Annotated in this window: 24 protein-coding genes; 21 read left to right on the plus strand and 3 right to left on the minus strand. The window is 63.6% G+C overall.

Annotated features, from left to right (window positions below):
• Window positions 1-91: 91 nt before the first annotated feature.
• From ACUY2Y_RS03335 to ACUY2Y_RS03370, 8 genes are all read left to right on the plus strand, one after another.
• On the plus strand, window positions 92-415 hold the full coding sequence (locus ACUY2Y_RS03335) for a WXG100 family type VII secretion target (RefSeq protein ID WP_087117190.1): 324 nt from the start codon (window positions 92-94) through the stop codon (window positions 413-415).
• A 90-nt stretch (window positions 416-505) separates the two neighbouring features.
• A complete protein-coding gene (locus tag ACUY2Y_RS03340; protein ID WP_087117191.1) occupies window positions 506-793 on the plus strand; it encodes a WXG100 family type VII secretion target in 288 nt (95 codons plus the stop codon).
• Between the two features lie 431 nt (window positions 794-1,224).
• On the plus strand, window positions 1,225-1,668 hold the full coding sequence (rplM, locus tag ACUY2Y_RS03345; RefSeq protein ID WP_210573880.1) for a 50S ribosomal protein L13: 444 nt from the start codon (window positions 1,225-1,227) through the stop codon (window positions 1,666-1,668).
• Window positions 1,668-2,243, plus strand: a complete 576-nt coding sequence (gene rpsI, locus ACUY2Y_RS03350; protein WP_246875023.1) for a 30S ribosomal protein S9 — start codon at window positions 1,668-1,670, stop codon at window positions 2,241-2,243. The genes rplM and rpsI overlap by 1 nt, the downstream gene beginning before the upstream one ends.
• A gap of 180 nt (window positions 2,244-2,423) precedes the next feature.
• Complete coding sequence (gene glmM, locus ACUY2Y_RS03355; RefSeq protein WP_448324799.1) at window positions 2,424-3,767, plus strand: phosphoglucosamine mutase; 1,344 nt, start codon at window positions 2,424-2,426, stop codon at window positions 3,765-3,767.
• A 110-nt stretch (window positions 3,768-3,877) separates the two neighbouring features.
• Window positions 3,878-4,180 carry a hypothetical protein gene (locus ACUY2Y_RS03360; protein ID WP_448324800.1) on the plus strand — a complete coding sequence of 101 codons (303 nt, stop codon included), beginning with the start codon at window positions 3,878-3,880 and terminating at the stop codon, window positions 4,178-4,180.
• A complete protein-coding gene (locus tag ACUY2Y_RS03365) occupies window positions 4,173-5,666 on the plus strand; it encodes a hypothetical protein (protein WP_448324801.1) in 1,494 nt (497 codons plus the stop codon). Before ACUY2Y_RS03360 ends, ACUY2Y_RS03365 begins: the two co-directional genes overlap by 8 nt.
• On the plus strand, window positions 5,666-5,914 hold the full coding sequence (locus ACUY2Y_RS03370; RefSeq protein WP_210573876.1) for a hypothetical protein: 249 nt from the start codon (window positions 5,666-5,668) through the stop codon (window positions 5,912-5,914). Before ACUY2Y_RS03365 ends, ACUY2Y_RS03370 begins: the two co-directional genes overlap by 1 nt.
• A gap of 36 nt (window positions 5,915-5,950) precedes the next feature.
• Here the strand turns inward: ACUY2Y_RS03370 and ACUY2Y_RS03375 are convergent, their stop codons facing one another.
• Window positions 5,951-6,802, minus strand: coding sequence for a poly(ethylene terephthalate) hydrolase family protein (locus tag ACUY2Y_RS03375; protein WP_448324802.1), 852 nt, complete (start codon window positions 6,800-6,802; stop codon window positions 5,951-5,953).
• Window positions 6,803-6,913: 111 nt separating this feature from the next.
• On the opposite strand from ACUY2Y_RS03375, the gene glmS reads away from it, so the two are divergent.
• The 11 genes from glmS to groL all read left to right on the plus strand — a co-directional run bounded on the left by glmS (window position 6,914) and on the right by groL (window position 16,721).
• The gene (gene glmS, locus ACUY2Y_RS03380) at window positions 6,914-8,785 is read left to right on the plus strand and encodes a glutamine--fructose-6-phosphate transaminase (isomerizing) (protein ID WP_448324803.1); all 1,872 of its coding nucleotides are present in this window, start codon (window positions 6,914-6,916) and stop codon (window positions 8,783-8,785) included.
• A gap of 54 nt (window positions 8,786-8,839) precedes the next feature.
• Window positions 8,840-9,499, plus strand: coding sequence for a hypothetical protein (locus ACUY2Y_RS03385; RefSeq protein ID WP_448324804.1), 660 nt, complete (start codon window positions 8,840-8,842; stop codon window positions 9,497-9,499).
• 25 nt (window positions 9,500-9,524) lie between these two features.
• Complete coding sequence (gene alr, locus ACUY2Y_RS03390; RefSeq protein ID WP_448324805.1) at window positions 9,525-10,646, plus strand: alanine racemase; 1,122 nt, start codon at window positions 9,525-9,527, stop codon at window positions 10,644-10,646.
• Complete coding sequence (gene tsaE, locus ACUY2Y_RS03395) at window positions 10,643-11,143, plus strand: tRNA (adenosine(37)-N6)-threonylcarbamoyltransferase complex ATPase subunit type 1 TsaE (protein WP_448324806.1); 501 nt, start codon at window positions 10,643-10,645, stop codon at window positions 11,141-11,143. Before alr ends, tsaE begins: the two co-directional genes overlap by 4 nt.
• A gap of 10 nt (window positions 11,144-11,153) precedes the next feature.
• Window positions 11,154-11,690, plus strand: coding sequence for a hypothetical protein (locus ACUY2Y_RS03400; protein ID WP_448324807.1), 537 nt, complete (start codon window positions 11,154-11,156; stop codon window positions 11,688-11,690).
• Window positions 11,691-11,710: 20 nt separating this feature from the next.
• Entirely contained in the window at window positions 11,711-12,460 is a 750-nt protein-coding gene (gene tsaB, locus ACUY2Y_RS03405) for a tRNA (adenosine(37)-N6)-threonylcarbamoyltransferase complex dimerization subunit type 1 TsaB (protein ID WP_448324865.1), read from the plus strand.
• Window positions 12,461-13,009 (plus strand): ribosomal protein S18-alanine N-acetyltransferase, encoded by a 549-nt coding sequence (rimI, locus tag ACUY2Y_RS03410; protein ID WP_448324808.1) that lies wholly within the window; start codon window positions 12,461-12,463, stop codon window positions 13,007-13,009.
• Window positions 13,006-14,091: a tRNA (adenosine(37)-N6)-threonylcarbamoyltransferase complex transferase subunit TsaD gene (tsaD, locus tag ACUY2Y_RS03415; RefSeq protein WP_448324809.1), complete on the plus strand. Its 1,086-nt coding sequence runs from the start codon at window positions 13,006-13,008 to the stop codon at window positions 14,089-14,091. Before rimI ends, tsaD begins: the two co-directional genes overlap by 4 nt.
• Window positions 14,092-14,145: 54 nt before the next feature.
• The gene (locus ACUY2Y_RS03420) at window positions 14,146-14,595 is read left to right on the plus strand and encodes a hypothetical protein (protein ID WP_259900259.1); all 450 of its coding nucleotides are present in this window, start codon (window positions 14,146-14,148) and stop codon (window positions 14,593-14,595) included.
• A 194-nt stretch (window positions 14,596-14,789) separates the two neighbouring features.
• Window positions 14,790-15,092 (plus strand): co-chaperone GroES, encoded by a 303-nt coding sequence (gene groES / locus ACUY2Y_RS03425; protein ID WP_076599172.1) that lies wholly within the window; start codon window positions 14,790-14,792, stop codon window positions 15,090-15,092.
• A 21-nt stretch (window positions 15,093-15,113) separates the two neighbouring features.
• Window positions 15,114-16,721, plus strand: a complete 1,608-nt coding sequence (gene groL, locus ACUY2Y_RS03430) for a chaperonin GroEL (protein ID WP_448324810.1) — start codon at window positions 15,114-15,116, stop codon at window positions 16,719-16,721.
• A gap of 144 nt (window positions 16,722-16,865) precedes the next feature.
• Here the strand turns inward: groL and ACUY2Y_RS03435 are convergent, their stop codons facing one another.
• Window positions 16,866-17,177 carry a WhiB family transcriptional regulator gene (locus ACUY2Y_RS03435; RefSeq protein WP_259900421.1) on the minus strand — a complete coding sequence of 104 codons (312 nt, stop codon included), beginning with the start codon at window positions 17,175-17,177 and terminating at the stop codon, window positions 16,866-16,868.
• A gap of 559 nt (window positions 17,178-17,736) precedes the next feature.
• On the opposite strand from ACUY2Y_RS03435, the gene ACUY2Y_RS03440 reads away from it, so the two are divergent.
• Complete coding sequence (locus ACUY2Y_RS03440) at window positions 17,737-18,351, plus strand: sigma-70 family RNA polymerase sigma factor (protein ID WP_448324811.1); 615 nt, start codon at window positions 17,737-17,739, stop codon at window positions 18,349-18,351.
• A gap of 31 nt (window positions 18,352-18,382) precedes the next feature.
• On the plus strand, window positions 18,383-19,315 hold the full coding sequence (locus ACUY2Y_RS03445; protein ID WP_448324812.1) for a hypothetical protein: 933 nt from the start codon (window positions 18,383-18,385) through the stop codon (window positions 19,313-19,315).
• Window positions 19,316-19,327: 12 nt separating this feature from the next.
• Here the strand turns inward: ACUY2Y_RS03445 and ACUY2Y_RS03450 are convergent, their stop codons facing one another.
• Window positions 19,328-19,699, minus strand: coding sequence for a DUF5319 domain-containing protein (locus ACUY2Y_RS03450; RefSeq protein WP_259900255.1), 372 nt, complete (start codon window positions 19,697-19,699; stop codon window positions 19,328-19,330).
• Window positions 19,700-19,848: the final 149 nt, after the last annotated feature.

Genomic DNA, 19,848 nt, shown 5'->3' on the forward strand with positions numbered 1-19,848 from the left:
AGTCCAATAAGGGTGGAAAGGTCACAAACGGCCTCAGCGCCGCAGACCACGTCCACAATCCATTGCACACAACAATATCGGGGGAGGAAATATGAGCACCGCTCAATTCCGCACAGAAGCCGACGTCATGCGCAACGCGGCGAACAACGTAGACGACACCAACGACTCGGTCAATGCCGAGCTCAACCGCCTTCAAGATGTCGCGCAGTCCACGCGCGATTACTGGTCCGGCAGCGCGCAGGCCAGCTTCGACGATTTGATGGTCCGCTTCGATGACGCGGAGCGCCGCCTTGGCGAAGCACTCGGCGACATCGCGTCGAATATCCGCGACAACGCCAGCAACTTCGAAGACGTCGACGCAACGAATTCCGACGCCTTCGCAAACATCGCACCAGCCGGCGGCCTTGCGCTGTAGCGCTCGAAACAACGCCACAAGCATCGGACCGGTCCACACACCGCAACACGCACACACCACCACATAGATCTGACTCAGGGAGAACACACAGTGACAGTGATCAAGTACGGCTTCGGTTCACTCGCCGACGCTGCATCCGACATCGAGACCTCGTCCCGCAATATCGGCAGCCAGCTGGAGGACCTTAAAGACCAGCTCAAGCCGATGGTTTCCTCTTGGGAAGGCGAAGCAGCTGACCGCTACCAGGAGCACCAGAACAAGTGGGACACCGCGGCGCAGGACCTCAACGACATCCTTTCGGCCATCGGCCGCGCCGTCGAGGACGGCAACGACCGCATGCAGTCCGTCAACACCGCCGCCGCGAATAGCTGGGGGTAAAACGACGAACGAACACAAACACAAGTACTGAACCGCTCATCTACAAAGCGGGCCAATTTTTGATCTGACCCAGCATCCCGCAGGGCAGACGCGGCGAACGGCCCGCCCTACTGAAGAGCGTTTCGATTCCAGTGCGTGCGCACCACCATGGGCAGGTGGGGCGCACGCATTTGTCGTGCTGTCCCCGCAGTACGCACCAGCGCAGAAGCGGAAGTCGCGTTTTGGAGTCTGAGTAGGGCGTGCTCTAAGGTTTAAGGCCTGTGTGTTTTACCCACCGTGGATGAACCATGCCCGCCGCGCGAGCGGTGTCCAATCAGGTGTTCGTCCCCGGGCCGCCCCACCGGGTCTCCACCGGCCGCCGGAACAGGGGAGGGCAAGGTTGAGCGCACCATGGCCGGCAGCCTCTAGATAAAGACTTCAAGGAGTCAAACATGTCTACCTACCACCCGAAGAGCGGTGACATTACCCGCAAGTGGTACGTCGTCGACGCTACCGACGTGGTGCTGGGCAAGCTTGCTTCCACCGTCGCAGACCTGCTGCGCGGTAAGCACAAGCCGCAGTACGCGCCGAACGCTGACACCGGCGACCACGTCATTGTCATCAATGCCGATAAGGTCCACATTTCGTCCAACAAGCGCGAGCGCGAGATGCGCTACCGCCACTCCGGTTACCCGGGTGGTCTGAAGTCCATCACCCTGGGCCGTGCTCTCGACGAGCGTCCGGACCGCGTGATCGAAGAGGCTGTGAAGGGCATGATGCCGCACAACCGCCTCTCCCGTCAGTCCATTAAGAAGCTTCACGTTTACACCGGCTCCGAGCACCCGCACGAGTCGCAGAAGCCCGAGAACTTCGAGTTTAAGCAGGTGGCGCAGTAATGACCGAGCCGAACAACATCACCGAAGAGACCACGAACGCCGCTGACCAGACTGAGGGCGTCGAGGCTACCCAGACCGATATCGATGCGGCTACCGCTGCCACCGAGGAGTTCAACTACACCATCGGTGACGCAGTCGCTGGCGAGGACGACTCCCAGGACGAGGTCGTCGAGGCTCCCGTTTACCACGAGGGTCCGATCCAGACCGTCGGTCGTCGTAAGCGCGCCATCGCACGCGTGACCGTCGTCGAGGGCGAGGGCAAGATCACCGTCAACGGCCGCGACCTCGAGGACTACTTCCCGAACAAGCTGCACCAGCAGGACATCCTGTCCCCGCTGACGCTGCTCGAGCGTGAGAACCAGTTCGACATCAAGGCGAACATCGGCGGCGGCGGCCCGACCGGCCAGGCTGGCGCACTGCGTCTGGCTATCGCCCGCGCGCTGAACATCTACAACCCGGCTGAGCGCCCGACCCTTAAGAAGGCCGGTTACCTCACCCGTGACGCTCGTGCCGTGGAGCGCAAGAAGGCTGGTCTGCACAAGGCCCGTCGCGCACCGCAGTACTCCAAGCGTTAATCGCTGCTGTACGCAGGCTTTACGCCGCTGCTCCCGCATGTCGGGGCGGCGGCGTTCTGCTTTTCAGGGGGGCGAAAGAAAAGCAGCTTATCGACGCTCCGACCCACGCAGTCGGCTCTTGAGAACGGGATGAAAACCCTCACCGAGCGAAACACAGCGTGTACGGCATAATTATCTTTTATGACTCGACTGTTTGGTACTGACGGTGTTCGTGGGCTCGCTAACGAAGCGCTGACGGCGCCGCTCGCCCTGAAATTGGGGCAGGCAGCGGCGACGGTGCTGACGCAGAATAAGCGTTCGGAGCAGCGGCGGCCCACCGCGATCATTGGGCGTGACCCGCGTGTGTCCGGCGAGATGCTCGCCGCGGCAATGGCGGCCGGAATGGCGTCGAAGGGGGTGGACGTGCTGCGTGTGGGCGTGATTCCGACACCGGGTCTGGCGTTTCTCACCGACGATTACGGTGCCGATATCGGTGTGATGATCTCCGCATCGCACAACCCGATGCCGGATAACGGCATCAAGTTCTTCTCCGCCGGAGGCAAGAAGCTCGCCGACGCAGTGGAAGATGAGATCGAGCGCGCCATGGAGAACCTGGAACCCGGTGGTCCGACGGGCACCGGAATCGGCCGCATTATCGAGGAGTCGCCTGATGCGCACGTGCGTTACCTCGAGCACCTGGCGGAGTCGATGACGACATCGCTGTCAGGCATCAAGGTCGTGGTGGATTGCGCGAACGGTGCGGCATCGAAAATCGCTCCGGAAGCGTACGCCGCGGCGGGCGCTGAGGTCGTGGCGATCTTCAACGAGCCGAATGCGTACAACATCAACGACAACTCCGGCTCCACCCACATCGACCAGGTCCAGAAGGCTGTCCTGGAGCACGGCGCGGATCTGGGCTTGGCTCATGACGGTGACGCCGACCGGTGCCTGGCCGTTGATGCAGAGGGCAATGTGGTCGACGGCGACCAGATTATGGCCGTGCTGGCGCTGGGGATGAAGGAGAAGTCGTCGTTACGCGAAAATACGCTGGTGGCGACTGTGATGAGCAACCTTGGCCTGAAGATTGCCATGCAGCGAGAGGGCATCGCCATGCGTGAGACGAAGGTCGGCGACCGCTACGTGCTCGAGGAGCTCAATGCGGGCGATTTCTCGCTCGGCGGCGAACAGTCTGGTCACATCGTGGTGCCCGCGCGTGCGACGACGGGCGACGGAACCCTGTCCGGCCTGCTCATCATGGAGCGCATGGCGGAGACGGGCAAGACCCTGCAGGAGCTTGCGAGCGTGATGACGGTGCTGCCACAGGTGCTCATCAACGTTCCTGTTTCCGATAAGTCCCGCATTCTGGAAAGCCAGGAGGTCAAGGACGCTATCGCTGAAGCAGAAGAGGAGCTGGGCACGGGTGGCCGTGTGCTGCTGCGCCCGTCCGGCACGGAGGATCTGTTCCGCGTCATGGTGGAAGCCTCCGAGGAGGAGCACGCCCGCAAGGTCGCGGGCCGTTTGGCCGCGGTGGTCGCAGCGGTGTAAACAAATTTTCGGTTCGAGGGAACCGAACCGGCCTAGCGGCAGTCTAAGTCTGTGGAAGATGAAGGCTGCCGCTTTTTTGCGGCTTCAACCACGCTGGGGGAGTGATGAGTGTGGCCGAGCAGTTGCACCTAGAACCGGACGAGCTCCGGGAAGTATTGGTAACGAGGATAAACAGTTATAACGAGGCGATTGACCGTCTAGAGCGAGCGAAACCGTCGGTGGACAGCGGTGTGTTCGGGGAGGGGTTCTCGGATCGCGGGGACAGGATTTCCTCGGCGGTGGACCGTGTCTATGACCGGACGGTGGACCGCCTGCGCGCACGCGTCAACCAGTTTGAGGAGATGTTGCGGTTGGCCGCGGATGTGGACGGGGTTGACCGCGAGAATGCTGCGGGGTTCAACCAGGATGTCTAATGCGAAGCTCAAAGAAGGTCTGGGGGAGATTGCACGCACCGTAGCCGTACTACCGGGAGTCCCGCTCACGGATGTGGAGTTTGTGGGGCAGAAGGTCTCGTCCATTTCCGCGAAGATCGACAAGACGAATGGGATGGACATCGCGTCCGTTCCGCCGCAGGTGGAATCGCTGAACCCTAAGCCGGCGTGTGCCGCTTCCTCGCCGGGGAGTCTCGTGGGCATCGTCGGTGTTCTCGCTGCCGTGCCCATGCTGACGGAGTTGGCCTCCGGGGCGGAGGAGTGGCTGTGCAGCGTCGGTGTGGCCAGCCATGAGAATGACCTGGATGGGGAGCAGGGCACGCATTCTGATGTACTGGATGATCTCCACCAGCAGTCCTGCGACTGTGCCGATTCCGTCAAGGACATCGATGAGTCAGCCGATTGCGGCATACAGGCGACGATTGATGTGATTCTCGATCTGCTTGCCGCCCTGAAGGATTGCCCATTGGTGGCGCTCGGCTCCACCGTCCTCGCCCCGATTCTGGAGGGCTTGGTGTGCATTGAGGGCACCGTCGATGATCGCAATGATTCGATTGATCAGTGCTACGACGGGTTGGAGCAGCTTTGCGACGGCGCTGGTGCAACCACCCCGCCCGCCACCAAGCAGTACACGCCTTCTGGCGAATGCCCGCCTACGCCCGCGCCGGTGCCGGAGGCCTGTCCGCCGGCACCGCCTGCGCACCCTGCCCCGGAACCCGTTCCCGCACCTCCGGTTGCCGAGTGCCCGCCGGAACAGGCGCCACGGCCAGCTGAACTACCTGAACCTGTAGCTGACGCGCCAGCTCTTTCGCAGGTGACTGTTCCTGCGGCCGCGGGGCTCGATGCTGGCGTGAATATCAACGTCAATGTTGACGTCGATGTCACCTTGGGCGCGGACGGCACTCTCCAGCAGACGCCGGTAGCGCAGACGGTCCCTGCCCAGTGCCCGAGCTCGCTCGTTCCCGCCCCACCGGCAGTCCCGCCTATCGGCCCCGCAGGCGACTGCGTGGTCCAGCACGTCATCGCCGGACTCGAAGCTTTCGGCCAATCAGTTGCAGAGTGCCTGGCGCAGATCGAGTGCCCAGTCGAGCCAGTCGTGGATTGCCCGGAGCCAGAACCTGAGCCGGAACCGGAACCGGATTGTCCAGAGGAGAAACCGGAACCGGAGCCGAAACCCGAGCCGGACTGTCCGGAGGAGAAACCGGAGCCAGTACAGGAGCAGCCCGAGTGCCCGGAGGGGACAATCCCGCCGCCGCCTGAGTTGGCTGAGGTGAAAGAACCGTCGCCACCGCCGAAGAAGGCATTGATGGAAGCGGCTGCAGCCAGCGGCGCGGAAGCGGTGCCGGAGCAGCAGGAGATGCAGGTGGAGGCGCCAGTTGTGGAGGAACCGGCGGATGCGCCGACGGAGAAGGCGCATCCTGAACAGGCAGGCGAGGGCCACCGGGCACGTAAGACAGGGGGATGGTAATGGATTTTCAGCAGTTCGCGGAACAGTTCAAAGACCGTACGGCGCGGCGCATGCTTGAATTCGAGCGGGTGCTCAAAGAAAGCCAGCGGCAAATGGAGCAATCGGCGCGCCAGCAGGCGCTGGCCAGGGAGATGAACGTGCAAAAACCGCCCGTGCAGACACCGCGCGGAACATACCGCGGGGCCAGGCACGGGCGGGTGCAGGGAGTGCTCCGGAAAGAAGGGCCGACGGAGCAGCGGCGCGCCTAAGGGCAGCGCAGGCGGACGTTAGAGGGTGCTCTTCAGCTAGAAGATGCTCTTCACATCGCCGCGGGCGAAATCCGCGCGGTCAGCGAGCTCTTTGCCGAAGACGGACTCGACACCCTTGCCGGCAGCATCCATCTCCGAATAAGCGGAGTAGGTCTTGTCGCCGTCCAGCTGGTGCAGCAGGAAGCCGGTGACCAGGCCGCGGACGGTCTCCTGGACGCTGGCCTTGGAACGGCCCTGACCGAGCAGGAGCTTCTTGAAGCCGTCTTCGCTGAAGGACTTCTGGTTGCCATCCTCGACAGTGCGGTAGGCGACCGGGCCGGACCAGTTGAAGGCCAGCTTGGCCGGGTTGCCCGGGTCGAAGATTGCGTCCGCGTCCTCATCGGGGCCGATGATCAGGCCGGGCAGGAACAAGGAACGGGCAGCGTTATCCGCAGACGGGGCGACCGAGGCCGGGTAGATCGGGGCGACGGCCTTGACCTTTTCGTTGTTCACGGACGCGAGGACTGCGCAACCGCCGCCCATGCCGTGGCCGATCACGCCGAGCTTGCCCGGGCTGACGGTGGTGTTGCCGTTGCCCAGCTTCACGCCACCGAGGATCTGCAGAGCCGTCTCCAGGTCGGCGGCGAAACCGGCGTGGTTCGGCTTGAAGCCGCACTCCGTGTCGGGAGCAGCCACGGCAATGCCCCAGCTAGCCAGGTGGCGCAGGGTCTTCTCATAATCTTTGGCGCTCTTCATCCAATCGTGGCCGAAAGCGACGCCGGGGACTGCCTTCCCGTCGGCGGGGACGTACACCTTGCCAGGCAGGCCGGTGTAGCCAAGGTCGCCTTCCATGACCCGGTGAGGGCCACGCTTGGATAATTCGCTGAGCTTCTTCAACTTCGCAGACACGAAGAACAGGATACTGCATCGACGTGCGCGGGTGCGGCAGATCAGCACGTTGCGGGCAGCGGAGCGCTGTTAGTGCGGAGCGTCTTTGCCGCATGCATTATCCTTGTCCGCATGTGTGGAATCGTGGGATACGTAGGTAACCAGCAGGGCTTGCCGATCGCACTGGAGGCGCTTCGCCGGATGGAGTACCGCGGGTACGACTCGGCAGGCATCGCAGTAGCGGGCGGGGGAGAGCTCAACGTCGCTAAACGTGCAGGCAAGCTGCAGAACTTGGAAGACAAGATCGCTGAGCTCGGCGAGGGTTCGCTGAGCGGCACGACTGCGATCGGCCACACGCGCTGGGCCACCCACGGCCGTCCGACGGATGAGAATGCGCACCCGCACCTGTCGTTCGACGGCCGTGCGGCGATCGTCCACAACGGCATCATCGAGAATTTCGCGCCGCTGCGCGCTGAGCTCGAGCGCGAGGGCATCGAGCTGGTCTCCGACACGGACTCCGAGGTCGCGGCGCACCTCGTCGCACGCGCCTACAACGGTGTGGATGACGGCTCCACCAAGGGCGATTTCGAAGCATCGGCGCTCAAGGTCCTGAACCGCCTCGAGGGTGCGTTCACCTTGCTGTTCACCCATGCTGACCACCCGGAGAAGATCATCGCCGCGCGTCGATCCACCCCGCTGATGGTGGGCGTCGGCGAGGGCGAGATGTTCCTCGGTTCCGATGTCGCTGCGTTCATCGAGTACACGAAGGACGCGGTCGAGCTGGAGTCCGACTCGGTCGTGGTGATCACCGCCGACGAGTACAAGGTCCTGAATTTCGACGGCACCCCGGGCGCCGGCAAGCCGTTCACCATCGACTGGGATCTCGAGGCAGCTGAGAAGGGCGGCTACGACTCCTTCATGATGAAGGAGATCTACGAGCAGCCGGCCGCTGTGCGCGACACGCTCGCCGGCCACTGGGACGGCCAGCGCATCGTGCTGGACGAGAACTCGATTTCCGAAGCAGAGCTGAAGGCTTTCGACCAAGTCTTCGTGGTCGCCTGCGGATCTGCCTACCACTCCGGTCTGGCGGCGAAGTACGCGATCGAGCACTGGGTGCGCATCCCGGTGCAGATCGAGGTGGCGTCCGAGTTCCGCTACCGTGACCCGGTGCTGGATGAGCGCACGCTGGTGCTGGCGATCTCCCAGTCGGGCGAGACCGCTGACACCCTCGAGGCAGTCCGCCACGCCAAGACACAGGGCGCGAAGGTGCTCGCGGTGTGCAACACCAACGGCTCCCAGATTCCGCGTGAATCGGATGCGGTGCTCTACACCCACGCCGGCCCGGAGATCGGTGTGGCTTCCACGAAGGCATTTTTGGCGCAGGTGGCGGCGAACTACATCGTCGGCCTGGCGCTCGCGCAGGCAAAGGGCACGAAGTACCCGGATGAGATCGAAGCGATCTGGGACGAGCTGGAAGCTATCCCGGAGAAGGTCGAGCAGGCGCTGGCCAACCACGAGGAGTGCGGAAATATCGCGGAGACCCTCGGCGCAGTGAAGACGATGCTCTTCCTGGGCCGCGGCGTGGGCTTCCCGATCGCGCTCGAGGGTGCGCTGAAGCTCAAGGAGCTGGCGTACATTCACGCTGAAGGCTTCGCCGCCGGCGAGCTCAAGCACGGCCCGATCGCACTGATCGAGGACGACCTGCCGGTCGTGGTGATCGTGCCGAGCCCGCGTGGCGTGTCCCAGCTGCACTCCAAGATCGTCTCCAATATCCAGGAGATCCGCGCCCGCGGCGCAAAGACGATCGTCATCGCGGAAGAAGGCGACACCGCCGTGGAGCCGTACGCGAACTGGCTGCTGCGCATCCCGCAGTCGCCGACGATCATGCAGCCGCTTCTGGCTACTGTCCCGCTGCAGTTCCTGGCCGCGTTCATCGCGGAGCAGTGCGGCAACGAGGACATCGACAAGCCGCGCAACCTGGCCAAGTCGGTCACCGTCGAATAAACCAGCCCTCACAGCACAACTCCGCACAACCAGAACAGGTAGCCACGTCCCGGAATGCTGCACGCCGTCCAGTTCGCATTCGTCGATTCGATCAACTTGCTGTTGATCGGTGTGATCGTCGCTGTCGGCGTGATGGTGCCCCGGGGCAGCCGCAGGTACGCGAAGACCACGGCGTTGCTGGTTGCGGGTGACTGGTGCGGCGTGGCCGCGCTGGCCTTCCTCATGCTCGTCGTCTTCGATGGGCTGGGGGATGTGGTCCAGCGCTTTGTCGAAGGGCCGATTTTCGGCATTCTGCTCATCGCCACCGGCATTCTCACTGGCCTGCTGGCGCTTCGCGGTGGGGATAATTCAGGCCTGGTCAACCGCATTTTGGAGCCGCTGAAGACACCGTCGGCGAAGACTGTCGTGGTCGGTTTCGTGCTCGGCCTGATCCAGTCGGCGACATCGGTGCCGTTCTACGGTGGACTGGCTGTGCTGTCGGCGGCCGGGGTGGATGTGGCGGTGCGCTATGCCTTCCTCGTGCTCTACGCCACGATCGCGCTCAGCTTGCCCACGCTGTGCGCGCTCGCTGTCGGGTGGGTGCGCCGCGCGCCGCAGAGTCCGGCAGGCCGCGTATTCGCCGCCGCGCGCGAGAACTCGGAGAAGGTCTCGCTCGGCGCCACGTGGGCGGTCGCGCTGCTGCTCGTCGTGTTGGGCACCATCCACATGGTCTAGCTCGCGCAGTGGCACAATATTTCCCATGAGTTCTTCTGTCGTGCGCATTGATCTGGGCGCGATCGCGCACAACACGCGCCTCATCAAAGAGCAGCTGGGCAACGCGCGCTTGATGTGCGTGGTCAAGGCTGATGCGTACAACCACGGTGCGCAGCACGTCGTTCCCATCATGGATCAGGCAGGCGCGGACGCATTCGGGGTGGCCACATTCGATGAAGCGCGGCGCGTGCGCGGGCTCACCGACAAGCCGGTCCTCGCGTGGTTGTGGGAGCCGGGGGAGGAGATCCCTGAGGGGGTCGAGATCGCTGTCCCGGGCATGGAGCACCTCGCGTGGCTTATTGAGCATCCCGTCGATACATCGGTACACATCATGGTGGACACGGGCATGAACCGCTCGGGGCTCGATGAGGAAGACTGGGAGCGCGCGTTCGCTCAGGCGCGTAAAGCGGGGCTCAATATCGTGGGCGTGATGTCGCATCTCGCGTGCGCGGACGAGCCGGAACATCCCTACAACATGAAGCAGCACGCCGCGTTCGACCGCGCGATCGCTGCAGCCCGCAATGCGGGGTTCGCCGCAACGCGCAACCACCTCGCTAATTCGCCGGGTACGCTCACCAGTGCAGCATTCGCGTACGAGCAGGTCCGCGCGGGGGTCGCGTTGTACGGCCTCAACCCCGTCGCAGAAAAGAGCGCGACGCTTATCGACGCCGCCTTGCTCACCCCCGCCATGACCTGGTCCGCCCGCCTGACTGCTGTGAAGCGGATCAACCAGGGTGAAGGCGCCAGCTACGGGCTGACATGGACTGCTCCGGCTGACGGCTGGACCGCCGTCGTCCCAGTGGGCTACGCAGATGGGCTGCCTCGCTCGTGGCAGGACGCGGTGGAAGTGACCATTGGCGGTGTCCGCTACCCGCAGGTGGGGCGCGTGTGCATGGACCAGTTCATCATCTGGCTCGGGGATAACGAGCACAATGTGGCCGTCGGCGATGAGGCCGTCATCTTCGGCGCTGGCGGAATGAGTGCTGCTGAACTAGCGGACCGCGCCGGGACGATTCACTATGAAGTGGTGTGCGCACCGCATGGCAGGGTGCGCAGGGAATATGTGGGCGCAGAAGACGTCGAGAAGCGAAAGGGCGAGGAGCAATGAAACCGCCGTTCACGGAAAAAGGGACCGTCGAGTGTGACACAGCCGAGGACACGAAAGCATTCGGTGAACGCCTCGGCGCGGTGCTGGAAGCCGGCGACGTTGTCATCTTGGACGGCCCGTTGGGGGCGGGAAAGACCACGCTCACCCAGGGAATCGCCCGGGGCATGGGGGTCAAAGGCCGGGTGACCAGCCCGACATTCATCATTGCGCGGGAGCATAAAGCGTCGATAAGCGGGCGCCCTGCGCTTGTCCATGTGGACGCGTACCGGCTGCTCGACAGCGTCGGCGGCACGGGCGCGGTGGATCCGCTGGGCGAGCTCGATGCCCTCGACCTGGACACGGAACTGACCGATTCTGTCGTCGTGGCGGAATGGGGCGGCGGGCTCGTCGAGCAGATCGCGTCGCGCTATCTGCTGGTGGAGCTCGACCGCGAGACACGCGCAAGCGAGGACCCCGAATCGCAGGGTCGCATCATCTCGTGGACACCTTCCGAGTAGGGTTGTGGCCATGCTTAAGCTCACAGGTGCCCAAAAAGGCTGGTTCGCAATCGTCATCGCACTGTGGATCATGGCGCTCGCCGCGATGATCTTTGTTCTGCCGAAGCTGAGCACGGGTTCGGCGACTCCGGCTGCTGCTGCCCCGGACGGGGCTGCCACCGGTTCCCTCGCCGAGACGCTGCAGGCCATGGAGCCTACGAACAGCAACGAAGTCGTCGCCGAGATGATCGATCTGCGCCGCGTGTACGGCGAAGAGATCGCCGCATTTGTCCCGGTGTGCTCCGATGAGCCGCAGGAACTCATCGACGCCAAGCTTGAGGCCGCCGGCGAGCACGCCGACAAGGTCACCTTTGAAAACGGCGAGAACTACATGATGGTGACAGAGGACCCGCAGGCGGGCGTCTCCATCGTCGATGCTGTTCCGTCCGACGTGCTGGATCTGTGCAACGGGAGCTACTTCGACCAGTTCTTTAGCACTGACCAGGGCTACCCGGTGCACTGGGACCAGGAGAACAACATCTGGCGCTTCGGCTTCCGCGCTGAATAGAAGGGCCTGACGTGTCAGGAATGCTCGTCTTAGCTATCGACACTGCCACCACCGACCTCGTTGCCGGCCTGGTGGAGGTGCGCGACGGGCAGCAGCCGCAATCAGCCACGGCGTTGGCCGAGCGGGTGGTGGCGACGCGCTCGCACAATGAGCTGCTCGTTCCCACCGTGGTGGAGCTGCTCGCCGAGGCTGGCCGTGAGTTTTCCGATCTCGATGCCGTCGTCGTCGGCTGCGGCCCCGGCCCCTTCACCGGCTTGCGCGTCGGCATGGCCACCGCCTCCGCATTCGGCCAGGCCCTCGGCATTCCCGTCCATGGCGTGTGCACTCACGATGCGGTGGCTCAGCTGATTCACGCTGATGGGGCAGGGGAATCCTGCCTTGTCGTCACCGATGCACGCCGCCGCGAAGTGTATTGGGCGCACTACCGCGACGGCGCGCGCATTGCCGGACCAGATGTCGTGGCACCTGCGGAGCTTCGCATCGACGATGCAGACGCAGTCGACGTGCTGAGCGTGCCGGAGAACCTCCGCGAACAGGTCCTTACCGCCGATATTCACGCCGCTGACATCACCTACGTCGCGCCACGCCCGACAGGCCTGGTGGCCGTGGCCGATTTGACGGGTGAGCCTGAGCCGCTCGTTCCTCTCTACCTGCGTCGACCTGATGCGAAAGAACCGGCGCCGACACCGAAATCCCCGGCGATTCCCGACGTTGCGGGCCTTAACGGTTCACCGGCGGGCACCGGTGGGGACGACGCGAAGGGGGAGTAGATGGAACTGCGCGAGCTGACCGTTGCCGATGCAGCTGCGACCGCAACGATCGAAGCAGACGTTTTCGCGGGCGAAACCCCCTGGTCGCGAGACGTATTCGCCGTGCAATTCGCCCACCCGTACACCTTCTATGTCGGCGCGTTCGAGGACGGCGGCGGTGCTGATGACAGCGACGGGGACGACAGTGAGCTCATCGGTTACGCCGGGCTCGCTAAGCTCGGCCCGCCGGAAGACCCGGAATTCGAGGTGCACACGATCGCCGTGGCGCGAGAGCACCAGGGCCGCGGCATCGGCCGGGTGCTCATGGACCAGCTCGTCAACGCCGCGGACATGTATGACGGCCAGATGTTCCTCGAAGTGCGCACCGACAACACCGCCGCGCTCGCGTTGTACGAAAGCTACGGTTTCACCCAGATCGGCGTGCGCAAAGGCTATTACCAGCCCACCGGCGCGGACGCATACACGATGATGCGGCCGAGCATTAGCGAGCGCGGCGGGAACGAAAAGACCGGCGGCAGCAACGGGCCGATTGAAAGGAGCACATCATGATCGTCTTAGGGATCGAATCCTCCTGCGACGAGACGGGCGTGGGCATCATCGAGCTGTCGCCCGACGGCGCCATGGAGATCCGTGCCGACGTCGTCGCCTCCTCCATGGAACAGCACGCGCGCTTCGGTGGTGTCGTCCCGGAGATCGCGTCCCGCGCCCACCTCGAGGCCATGCCGCAGGTGATGGAGAAGGCGCTGGCCGAAGCGGGCGTCGATAAGCCCGATGCTGTCGCGGCAACTGTCGGTCCGGGCCTGGCGGGCGCGTTGCTCGTCGGCGCGTCGGCCGCGAAAGCGTACGCCGCGGCGTGGGGCGTGCCGTTCTACGGCGTCAACCACTTAGGAGGCCATGTCGCGGTGGCCAACCTCGACGGGGGAGAGGAACTTCCGCACTCGATCGCGTTGCTCGTCTCTGGTGGCCACACGCAGCTCCTCGAGGTCGATGCCGTGGGGCGCCCGATGAAGGAATTGGGCAGCACGCTTGACGACGCTGCCGGCGAGGCCTACGACAAAGTCTCCCGCCTCTTGGGACTCGGCTACCCCGGCGGCCCGGTGATTGACCGGCTGGCGAAGCAGGGCGACCCGAACGCCATCCGCTTTCCCCGCGGCTTGTCCCGGGCAGAAGACATGCGTGGCGAGCACCGCTACGATTTCTCCTTCTCCGGACTGAAGACCGCGGTGGCACGCTACGTCGAAGCGGCAGAACGCAACGGCGAGGTGATCAGCGTCGAGGACGTCTGCGCGTCCTTCCAGGAAGCAGTCGTCGACGTCCTCACTACTAAGGCGGTCATGGCCTGCGAGGACACTGGCGCACAAACGCTGCTGCTCGGAGGCGGAGTGGCCGCGAACTCGCGTCTACGCGAGCTTGCGGAGCAGCGCTGCGCTGACAAAGGAATTGAGTTGCGCGTTCCGCGTTTCGCTCTGTGCACCGACAACGGAGTCATGATCGCCGCGCTGGCCGCCCAATTGATTCACGAGGGTGCGCAACCATCAGGCCTGGATACCGCCACGGACACCTCGCTGGAGGTGGAGATCCCGCTCGCTGGGGCGGGGGCCGGCTTCGGTGCCGAGCTAACCGGTCAATAACCACGTACGATTAGGGGCGTTGCCTTTACCGACCACGCACCAAAGGATGAGAGTATGGCGATCCACAGCGACAACGAGAAATTCGGGCTGCTCGTCAATCCCGACCTGACCTTCCACCGCATCGTCTTTGATATCGACAGCGCGAATCAGTTTCTTGGGCCGGTCGTCCAGGAGAGCGTGAAGGTGGCTTTCGAACAGGACGGTCCGACCTACGACGCGTACTTCTCGCCCGAGGCGAAGGAGAAAAGCGCAGACCCGAACCCGGTCGCGTCGATGGCGCGCAACACCGCGGCCACCGATAACCCTGCGTTCCTGCAGGACCCGTCCACCGCCATCTCCGGCCCGGTGATCTTCACCGGCCGCGAGGGCAAGAGCATCGACGATGAAGTTGTCGAGGGGATCAAGAACACCATCCGCGCTGTGCGCAACTACCGCCAGGACAACGAAGAGGAATACCAGCTCTGGCGCAATGCGGTGCTGAACCTGGGCACCCCGCAGGTTTAAAACAGTGCTGTTCATGCAGCAATAACTGCGACGATCACACAAGGCTGGGCGTTAATGCCCGGCCTTGTTGTCGTCTAGCACTCACGTAGGTAGAGTGCTAATCAGGTTTTGGGCACAGTTTGTTCACCCGCGACGACGGCTGCGCATCGCGAAACCTCGGCAAAGAAGAACAACTTTCAAGAAAGGTTTTCACCGTGGCAAACGTCAACATCAAGCCCCTCGAGGACAAGATCCTCGTCCAGATCGTCGAGGCTGAAACCACCACCGCCTCCGGCCTGGTCATCCCGGACTCCGCGCAGGAGAAGCCGCAGGAAGCGACCGTCATCGCTGTCGGCCCGGGCCGCTGGGACGATGAGGGCGAGCACCGCATTCCGGTCGACGTCAAGGAAGGCGACACCGTCATCTTCTCCAAGTACGGCGGCACCGAGCTCAAGTACGGCGACCAGGAGTACCTGCTTCTGTCCGCTCGTGACCTGCTGGCCGTCGTCGAGAAGTAAAGAAGGGGGAACTGACTCCCAATGGCAAAACTGATTGCATTTGATCAGGAGGCCCGCGAGGGCATCCAGCGCGGTGTCGGCGTGCTCGCCGATTCCGTGCGTGTCACGCTCGGCCCGCGCGGCCGCAACGTGGTGCTGGACAAGGCCTTCGGCGGCCCGACCGTCACCAACGACGGTGTGACCATCGCCCGCGACATCGATCTTGAGGACCCCTTCGAGAACCTCGGTGCGCAGCTGGTCAAGTCCGTCGCGGTCAAGACCAACGACATCGCAGGCGACGGCACCACCACCGCGACGCTGCTCGCGCAGGCGCTTATCGACGAAGGGCTGCGCAACGTCGCAGCCGGTGCCAACCCCATCGAGCTGAACAAGGGCATTTCCGCCGCAGCCGAGAAGACCGTTGAGGAGCTCAAGGCTCGCGCCACCGACGTCTCCTCCTCCGAGGAGATCGCCAATGTGGCCACGGTTTCCTCCCGCGACGAGGTCGTCGGCGAGATGGTCTCCGGCGCTATGGACAAGGTGGGCAAGGACGGTGTCCTCACCGTCGAGGAATCTCAGTCCATCGACTCCTACGTGGATGTCACCGAAGGCATCTCTTTTGAGAAGGGCTTCCTGTCGCCCTACTTCATGACTGACCCGGAGGCCGGCCAGGCAGTGCTCGAAGAGCCGCTGATCCTGCTGGTGCGCAACAAGATCTCCTCCCTGCCGGAATTCCTTCCGCTGCTGGAGAAGGCAGTGGGCACCTCCCGTCCGCTGCTGATCATCGCCGAGGATATCGAGGGCGAGCCGCTGCAGACCCTCGTGGTCAACACCATCCGTGGTGCCCTGAAGGTCGCCGCCGTGAAGTCCCCGTACTTCGGCGAGCGCCGCAAGGCCTTCATGGACGACCTCGCAGTGGTGACCAACGCGACGGTCATCGACCCAGAGGTCGGCGTCAACCTCAAGGACGCCGAGCTGAACGTGCTGGGCAGCGCCCGCCGCGTCACGGTGACCAAGGACGACACCGTCATCGTCGACGGCGCCGGCTCCGCTGAGGCAGTGGAGAACCGCCGCCAGCAGATCCGCCGCGAGATCGAGAACACCGACTCCACCTGGGACAAGGAGAAGGCCGAAGAGCGCCTGGCCAAGCTGTCCGGCGGTGTCGCCGTCATCCGCGTCGGCGCCCCGACCGAGACCGAGGTCAACGAGCGCAAGCTCCGCGTCGAAGATGCCATCAACGCTGCCCGTGCGGCTGCGCAGGAAGGCATCATCGCCGGCGGCGGCTCCGCTCTGGTGCAGATCTCGAAGCAGCTCGAGACCTACGCCGATGAATTCGACGGCGAGCAGAAGGTCGGCGTGCTGGCAGTCGCCCGCGCACTGACCAAGCCCGCTTTCTGGATTGCGGAAAACGCCGGCCTCGACGGCTCCGTCGTGGTGTCCAAGATTGCTGATCTGCCGAACGGTGAAGGCTTCAACGCCGCCACCCTCGAGTACGGCAACCTCATCGAGCAGGGCATCATCGACCCGGTGAAGGTCACGCATTCCGCAGTGGTCAACGCCGCATCCGTCGCCCGCATGGTCCTCACCACTGAGGCATCCGTTGTGGATAAGCCGGAAGAGGACGACGAGGAGCACGGCCACAGCCACTAGCTCTTCGCCGCCTCACCGAGGCGCAGCGCGATAGAAGAAACACCCCGCCTCCCACACCACCTGGAACAGTCTCCAGATCGGAACAGTTTCCAGAAGGGTGTGGGAGGCGGGGTCTTCTCTATTCGGGCAGCCAGCCCTTAAGTTTTAGACGGCGGCGACCTTCGTCTTCGCGCGACGGTTGGTGGTGCCGCGAAGTGCAGCCTGGCGCTCGGACTCGCTCATACCGCCCCAGATGCCGTACGGCTCAGCGACGGCGAGAGCATGCTCGCGGCACTGCTCCAGGACAGGGCAACCGAAGCAGATCGCCTTAGCGCGGTTCTCGCGGTTGGTGCGGGCACGGCCACGCTCCCCGTCCGGGTGGTAGAAAACATCGGAAGCCTCGCCGCGGCAAGCTCCGTGGAGCTGCCAATCCCAGAAGTCGGCGTTCGGTCCCGGCAGCTGCTGCGGCATGGACATCGTGGGCATTGAGTGAAAATCTCCTCAGACTGGTGAACTTCGAACAACCGCTTCTTGCGCGCCGGCGCAGCTGGATGAGCCGTTTGAAAAGCCGGGGCGCTGTGAAGCACGAGATAGGAGTGTGCAGGGGGCGGGTAAACAACTGGTTTCTGCCAGGTGTCCCACAGTTTGAACTAAGGGATTTCGCGGGTGCAGCATCGCTGTGAACTGTAGGAACCGCCACAGGTTAAAGGTCGGTGAATTATAGGTGACCGCCCGCGCGTCGTCTCACAACGGCTCATGAGTCACAAACGTCCCAAAAATGTAAACGTCTGGGGGTGTGTATTGGATGCGGTGCAGTGACGGTGTGGGATCGGTGGAGGGCGTGGCTGACGCATTTATGCTGTACATCGTCGAGGACGTACTATGGACTCGCCCAAATGCCGGTGATCTGGCGTAGTCTGCACTAGATTCTTCCCGAAAGGGATTCACTGGCAGGTGTTCCCCGGGACTGCGCGGGAGCGCACGGGGAAATGCAAGGACCGCCAAGGTAAACGACGAGGACCCGCGAAGGAGAGACGTGGCCGCACACGATGCCGACGACCGCCTCGCCTCCCTCGTCCCCCTAGCGCAGAATGGCGATCAGCGCGCACTGAAAGAGATCATCAAGATCGTGCACCCGACGGTGCTGCGTTATGCCCGCGCCCGCATTAGCGGCGGTCGCACCCCCACGGCGGAAGACGTGGCGCAGGAAATCTGCCTCGCGGTGGCCACCTCCGTGCACAAATACAAAGACACGGGCAAGCCGTTTATGGCATTCGTGTACGGCATCGCGTTCAATAAGGTCACCGATGCTCACCGCGCGCTATCCCGCGATAAATCTAGCCCCACTGATGACGTCCCTGACCAGGAATTTCTCGGCAGTACCCCCGAAGATGCAGCCATGGTCGAGGTGGGAAGTAACAGAGTGCGCGAATTGCTCGATCTGCTTAGTGAGAAGGCAAGGGAGATTGTGGTTCTCCGCATCTTCGTCGGACTCTCCGCCGAAGAGACAGCAGAGATCACCGGCAGTACCGCGGGAGCGGTGCGTGTCGCCCAGCACCGTGCGCTAGCCACGATGCGAAAAGCCGTCGAACAAGAACAACAACAAGAAGAACGAATACCGCGAAAGAGCCGGCACGAACAGCCGGGGTGAAGCGGAGCGAGAAGAAGCGAGGAGGGTAGCCATGGAACCGAAATTCACTAGCCGCGGGGGACACCGCAACGCCGGCGACGCCGATTACACGGCGAACATGGATGAGCTGTCGGCAAGTGATGCATTCTTGACGGATCTGTCGCGCGGTGTAGATCCTGCAGGTGGATCCGATGAATTGGCTGCCCTGCTGCTTGGGCTGCGCGACGAGGTGGAGGCGCCGATGCCGGCGGCTCCGGACCCGGCGGACTTCCCGGAGTTGTTCGGGGAGGACTTCAAAGGAAATACTGTCTCCACGAGCGAGGCTGTGACGGAGGAGAACCCGGCAGTAGCGTCCCTCGACCAGCGTCGTGCGAAGCGTGGCCGCCACTCGCATGCTGCGGCCACGACCGGCAAAGGGAAGAGCTTCCGCACCAACCCGTGGCTTGCCGGCCTCGTCGGCGCTGCCGCAGCGACTGTCATGGTTGCAGGTACCGGCGCGGCGCTCTACCACTCATCACCGGGGGGTCCGTCTGAGTCGGTCTTCGGTGAGCGCACCAATTCGGTGGAATTCGCCAGCGCCCTCGACGAGATCGACAGCAAGACGGAATCCGGCGATATTGCCGGGGCCCGCCTGCTTATTGATGAATTGAGGGACTCCCTCAACCAGGATCGCACCGAGCGTGCAAAGCAGTCCGAGGATGACGGTGAAGCGCAGGTCGTGAAGGCGCCGTCAACGGTGACGGTCACCCATGACCCGAAACCGGAGGAGAAGCCGCAGCCGGCCAAGGAGGCGAAACCGGCGACGGTCACGGTCACTCCGGAGCCCGTCACTCAAACGGTGACGGTCACTGAGACGGCGCCGTCGTCAGGCGGGAACGGGGGCGAGGCGTCGTCAAGCGCGCGCTCCACGTCGACGACCCCGACGATCCCGACGACGACTAAGCAGCTCGGCGCCCCGCAGCAAGCGGAGCAGTCCTCCCAGTAGTTTCGGTTTCGGCTAGCGCTCGTCGAGCCCGTCGAGGTAGCCCAACGCGTAATCCCACGGCACGTACGCGCGCGGATTCGGCTCCGCGCTGGGCTCGTGCACGGGCGGCAACTCGCCCTGCAAGCTGGCAATCATGTTCGTGATCATGATGTCCCAGTCGTAATAATGGACTTCCTCGCAGTCCTCACATAGGAAGTGGATGCCGAGGATTCCGCGGGGCTCGAGCACGAGCTTGAACTCGCGGGTCTGCGCAAGATCGCGCAGGACCGCCTGGCGCTCTTCAGGGCTGAGCGGCTCCACGACTTCGTCATCCTCGATGAAGGATGCGGGATCGTTGGGATCGTCTGCGAACGGGTCGCGCGGCATCATGGAGTCAAAATTCACGTCTCCAACCTTATGGCCCGGCGGCGGAGAAGTTCAATTTTCGTGCGGTTTTATTTGCCCGCCCCTGACCCGGCACCCGATTTGCGCGACGCACTATGCTGACAGGGGTACAGGCAGCGGCGTGCGCAACGGCGCCGTAGGCACGTCCC

Source organism: Corynebacterium sp. 20-84, assembly GCF_053479455.1.